The sequence below is a fragment of the Kitasatospora sp. NPDC093558 genome, assembly GCF_040683475.1.
Classification (GTDB): domain Bacteria; phylum Actinomycetota; class Actinomycetes; order Streptomycetales; family Streptomycetaceae; genus Kitasatospora.
This window is the reverse complement of the sequence record NZ_JBFBDY010000442.1, coordinates 1-5,251: the sequence shown is the minus strand read 5'-3', so window position 1 is coordinate 5,251 and position 5,251 is coordinate 1. Positions and strand designations below refer to the sequence as shown.

Here is a 5,251-nt window from a genome sequence, read left to right as displayed (position 1 = left end):
GACACCGCCGACCTGGGCAGCTCCAAGCTGATCTGGCTCCCGCTGACCATCAGGGGGACGACGATGAACCTCGGTCAGTACCCCACCTGGTCCCTCGACACCTCCGCGGGCACCTGGTCGGCCGGCAGCGGAATCCCCTCCGCCGGCACCTACACCCTCACCAACGCGGCGAGTTCGATGCTGCTGGACGTGAGCGGTGCCTCCACCGCCAACGGCGGCGCGGTCCTCCAGTGGCCGTCGACCGGCGGCGCCAACCAGAAGTGGACGCTCACCAGGGTCGCGGACAACATCTTCACCCTGACCAGCGTCAACAGCGGGTTGTGCCTGGACGTCCCTGGCTACTCGACCACCACCGGCGTCCAGTTGCAGCAGTGGACCTGCAACGGCGGCGCCAACCAGCAGTGGGCGCTGGACCTCGCCGGCGGCAAGTACGTGCTGGTCGGCGTCGGCAGCGGCCTGACCCTGGGCACCGGCGGCTCGACCACGCAGGGAGCGGCCGTGGACCAGGAGACGGGCGGTAGTGTGAGCGCTAACAGCGAGAGCTGGACCCTCTCCTGACCGGCTGACGGAAGCGGCTGACGGAAACGGCTGACGGAAACGGCTGACGGATGGGCCCGGCCGGCAACCGGGCCCGTCCGGGGCTCCACCACCACGTGCGCGTCGAACTGGAGGAACTGCAATGCCTGATTCCCTCTCACGCAGATCGGTCCTCGTCGGCATGGCGGCCATGACGGTTGCCGCGACGGCGGGCTCGGTCGCCATGACGACGCCCGCGTACGCCGCGACGGCCGCCGACCCGCTGCCGCTCCCTCCGCTGCGGATCCCGCAGACCGACCTGGGCCTCGAACAGCAGCCGGACGCCAAGATCCAGTGGCTGATGGACGCCAAGCTGGGGATGTTCATCCACTGGGGCGTGTACGCGGGCCCGGCCAAGGGCGAGTGGTACATGCACAGCGCGGCGGTCACCCCGGCGAACTACCGGAAGTACGTCACCGACGCGACGAGCGAGCAGTTCACCGCCGATGCCTACGACCCGGCGGCCTGGGCCCAGCTGGCGAAGGACTTCGGGGCGAGGTACACGACGCTCACCACCCGCCACCACGACGGCTTCGCGCTGTGGCCGCTGAACCACCCGAACGCCTGGTCCTCCGGGCAGGCGCCGCTGAACCGCGACTTCGTGAAGGACTACGTCGCGGCGGTGCGGTCGGCCGGTCTGAGGGTGGGCCTCTACTACTCGCCGATCGACTGGCGCTACCCCGGCTACTTCGACGTGACCGGCACCAACTGCGCGGCGAACCCCTGGGGTTACACCACCGATCCCGCGCACAAGGAGAACGCGCGGATCATGAAGACCGAGGTGTACGAGTCGGTCAAGGAACTCGTCACCCAGTACGGCGTGATCGACGACCTGTGGTGGGACGGCGGCTGGATCGCCGAGCAGGGCACCGACGCGGCCGGCGCGTTCTTCTGGGAACCCGGGCAGTTCCGCGACACCGCCAACCAGTGGCCGGTGGACGCCGCCTACGGCGAGACGGACGGCGCCGGCAGGCCGCTGGGGCTGATGGGCATGGTCCGCAAGCACCAGCCCCACATCGTCGCGACCTCGCGCTCCGGCTGGAAGGGCGACTACGACAGCGACGAGGGCCCGGGGGTCCCGAGCGGGCCGATCCGCACGGGCAGGCTGGTCGAGAAGGTCTTCAGCGTCATCGGCACATGGGGCTACTCCAACTCCTCGGTCATGGGCTACGGCACCGCGATGGACATCCTGGTCAACTGCTGGGTGCGGAACATGACCGTGATGGTCAACGTCGGCCCGGACCGGCACGGCACCGTCTCCGACGCCCAGGCCGGCCTGCTGCGGCAGATCGGCGCCTTCATGACCGCGTGCGGCCGGTCCGTCTACGGCACCCGCGGCGGGCCGTGGAACCCGGTCGACGGCCAGTACGGCTTCACGTACAAGGACGACACCTTCTACGTCCACCTGCTGCCCGGCTACAGCGGGACCAGCTTCACCACCCCGCCGATCGGCGACGCGCAGGTCACCCGCGTGTTCGACGTGCGGTCCGGCGCAAACCTGTCCTACGCCGTCAGCGCCGACGGCAAGGTCTCCGTCACCGGCATCGACCGCACGACCCACCCCCAGGACAGCGTCATCGGCGTTGTCCTCGACCGCGGCGTGCGGCCAGCCGACATCGCCGTCGGCACGACCGCGACCGCCGACAGCGAGGAGAGCTCGAAGGGCAACACCGCGGCCAACGCGGTCGACGGCGCCACCTCCACCCGCTGGTGCGCGAACGACGGCGGCACCGGCCACTGGCTGACGGTCGACCTCGGCTCGATCCGCTCCCTGACCGGCGCCCGGATCGCCTGGGAACTGGACAGGACCAACTACCGGTACAAGATTGAGGGTTCCACCGACAACGCCGGCTGGACCACGCTGGCCGACCTCACCGCGACGACCGGCACCAGCCAGGTCCAGGTCTCCCAGTTCCGCGCCCGGGCCCGGTATGTGCGCGTTATCATCACCGGGCTGCCGGACGGTGTCTGGGCGTCCATCCGCAGCCTCGAGGTCTACGACCGGCCCTTCGGCGCGGACCTGGGCACGTTCAAACTGGTCAACCGCAACAGCGGCAAGGTGCTGGACGTCAGCGACGCCTCCACCGCCGACGGCGCCGGCCTCATCCAGTGGCCCTGGACCGGTGGCACCAACCAGCAGTGGAAGCTGGTGCCCAACGCGGACGGCTCCTACCGGCTGTCCAACGCCAAGAGCGGCAAGGTCGTCGACAGCCCCGGCAACTCCGCCCAGGGCGCGAACCTCGACCAGTGGACCGGCGACGGCGGCGACAACCAGTCGTGGCAGCTCGCCCCCTCCGCGACCGGCGGCTACTACCGGCTCGTCAACGTCCGCAACGGCTGGTGCGCCGACGTCAAGGACGCCTCCACCGCCGACGGCGCCCACGTCATCCAGTGGCCCACCACCGGCGGCGGCAACCAGGACTGGCAGATCCTCGCGGTGCAGTGATCGCGGCATTCGGCCGCTGTTCAGCGCTGCGTGACCACGTGGATGACCTGCGACAAGGTTTGCTCCCTAACGTCCGGAACGTCTGGGGCCACACCACTCCTTGGAGCGATCATGCACGACTTCCATCCGTCCGACGAGTGCGCCTGCCCCCGGACCGCCGAGCTCGACGGGGGCGGCGCAGCGGCGGCGAGCCGGCGACGGTTCCTGCGCGGGGCCGGGCTGCTGGGGGCCGGGGCCGGCGCGGCCGGGCTCGGAGTGTTCAGCGGCGCCGAGCCCGCGGCGGCGGACGCACCCAAGTCCCGCACCCGCCGCGACCGCTGGCAGCCCGACCCCGACAGCCGGCAGTTCACCTTCGTCGTCATGCCGGACACGCAGTACCTCTTCGACGAGGACCGGATCCACCCCGCCCCGCTGGAGGCGTCCTTCCGCTACGTCCTCGACGGCGGGACGAACCGCGAGGGTGGCGGGGACGACAACATCGTCTTCCTCGCCCACCTCGGCGACGTCACCGAGCACGGACTGCCCGCCGAGTACGCCGCCGTGACGAAGTCCTTCGCGCTGCTCGACGACGCCGGCGTCGCGTACGGCGTGCTCGCGGGAAACCACGACGTCCGGTCCTCGACCGACGACCAGCGCGGCAGCACCCCGTACCTGGACACGTTCACAATGGCGAGGGCCGCTCGCACGCCCGGCTACCGGGCCTCCAGCCCCGACGGGTACAACACCTGCCACATCTTCAAGGCGGCCGGCCGCGAGTGGATGGTCCTCTCGCTGGACTGGCGCCTGTCGGACGCGGGCTTCGCCTGGGCGAACCGGATGATCGCCGAGAACCCGAAGCTGCCGGTCATCCTCACCACCCACGAGATGGCCTCTGCGGACGGCAACGGCAAGGCGACGCTCTCCGACTACGGGAAGCGCCTCTGGGAGAGGCTCGTCAGCGGCAACGACCAGGTGTTCCTCACCGTCAACGGGCACTACTGGCCGCCCGGCCGCACCGTCCTGCGCAACCGGGCCGGGAACGATGTGCACGTTCACATCACCAACTACCAGGACCGCTACTACGGCGGCGCGGCGATGATCCGCACCTACCGGTTCGACCTGGACCGGAACACCGTCGACGTGTCGACGTTCTCGCCCTGGATCCTGGAGACGGCCGCCGAGGAGCGCAACGCCCTCGCCGCCCGGGAGGCCGAACTGACCTCCGACGTCGACCGGTTCTCGATCCCGGTCGACTTCGAGCACCGCTTCGCCGGCTTCGCGCCCGTCCCGCCGCGCCCGGCGCGCCCCGCGAGCGAACTGCTCGTCCACGACACCCTCGCCTACTGGCGCTTCGACGACGGCGGCAAGGCCGGCACGGGCCTCCCGGACCGGCAGGTCGTCCGGGACCTGACCGGCCAGGGCAACGACCTGGTCCGCCAGGCCACCCCGGGCGCGCCCGACACCGCGCTCACGTGGTCGACCGACCACCACCCCGACCAGCCCGGCCACGGCAGCCTGCTGTTCGACAGCCGAAACAAGCCGCCGGTCGGCGCGTACCTCCAGACCGTGCCCACCGCGCCCGTCAACCGCGAGACGTTCGAGCACGGTTACACCATCGAGCTCTTCTTCAAGCTGCCCGCGGACTGGGACCCGGGGAAGAACGCGTGGTCGGGGCTACTGAGCCGCTGGGGCATGAGCGGCGAGGCGGGCAAGAGCGGCGACTCGACCGACCCGCAGGAGCCCGTCGTCACGCTGAGCCTGTCCGAGGCGCCCGCGCTGCAGTGGTGCGTCTACCCGCTCAACCAGACCGGCGCGTCCACCTGTTGGGGTCACCAGCTGCCGCTCGACCACTGGTGGCACGTCGCGGTGGTCAACGACGGCCGGCTCAACCGGATGTACGTGGACGGCTGCGAGGTCGCCCGCAACCCGGCGACCCCGGCGGTCGGCCTGACCACCCTCGGGCGCCCGTGGATGCTCGGCGGGTACGAGTACGCCGGCGTGCTGGACAAGATCCTCCACGGCTGGATCGGCGACGTGCGGATCGTGAAGCGCGCGCTGGCGGTGGGGGAGTTCATGATCGCGTGACGCCGGAGCCGCGCGGGCCGACGGGTGCGTCACGACGGGCGGTACGGCGTCGGCGGTGCGTCGCACGGTCTTGGTCACAGTAGTGATCACCGAGGTCAGGACGGCCGTGTCGGGTGCGCCTGATCGTGCGCCGGCGCCCCGGCGTCCCTCGCGGCTGCCCCGCCC

General features: G+C 70.8%; 3 protein-coding genes. All 3 read left to right on the top strand.

The genetic code is table 11. The features are described from left to right. Positions 1-558, top strand: a 558-nt coding sequence (locus AB0O00_RS28555) for an RICIN domain-containing protein (RefSeq protein ID WP_363656557.1), incomplete at its 5' end; no start/stop codon positions are given. A gap of 121 nt (positions 559-679) precedes the next feature. Beyond that, complete coding sequence (locus tag AB0O00_RS28550; protein WP_363656555.1) at positions 680-3,022, top strand: alpha-L-fucosidase; 2,343 nt, start codon at positions 680-682, stop codon at positions 3,020-3,022. Between the two features lie 111 nt (positions 3,023-3,133). Beyond that, positions 3,134-5,086 carry a LamG-like jellyroll fold domain-containing protein gene (locus tag AB0O00_RS28545; protein ID WP_363656553.1) on the top strand — a complete coding sequence of 651 codons (1,953 nt, stop codon included), beginning with the start codon at positions 3,134-3,136 and terminating at the stop codon, positions 5,084-5,086. The last annotated feature ends 165 nt before the right edge of the window (positions 5,087-5,251 follow it).